Source organism: Sedimentibacter sp. B4, assembly GCF_000309315.1.
Classification (GTDB): domain Bacteria; phylum Bacillota; class Clostridia; order Tissierellales; family Sedimentibacteraceae; genus Sedimentibacter; species Sedimentibacter saalensis.
Map to the genome: position 1 here is coordinate 1 of NZ_CANG01000452.1, position 356 is coordinate 356.

Genomic DNA, 356 nt, shown 5'->3' on the forward strand with positions numbered 1-356 from the left:
CTCGCCGCACAGGTCGGGCAGCTGGTCATGGTCGGCGTCGATGTCGGACTGAGCGAAGCCCAGCGCTCGGTGATCCGCACGAACCAGCTCGCTCGGTGATCCTGATGGGTCGCACGCCCGGTGGGGCCCGCCAGGTCGCCGAGCTGGCCGGGAAGCTGGACGCGCTCGCCGGTGAGGCCGGCATCCTGATCGCCACCGACCAGGAGGGCGGCCTGGTGCAGCGCCTGCAGGGGCCGGGCTTCTCGAAGATCCCGCCCGCAGCGGAGCAGGCGAAGCTGTCCAGCGCCGAACTGGGGGCGAAGGCGAAGGGCTGGGGGCCGGGAACTGGCGAACGGCGGGGGTGCGGCTTGACCTCG

1 pseudogene is annotated in these 356 nt (G+C 72.8%); it reads left to right on the plus strand.

Annotation, left to right across the window (positions count from 1 at the left end):
• Positions 1-104 precede the first annotated feature (104 nt).
• Positions 105-356 (plus strand): annotated as a pseudogene (locus BN358_RS11825) (glycoside hydrolase family 3 protein); the annotation flags it as partial.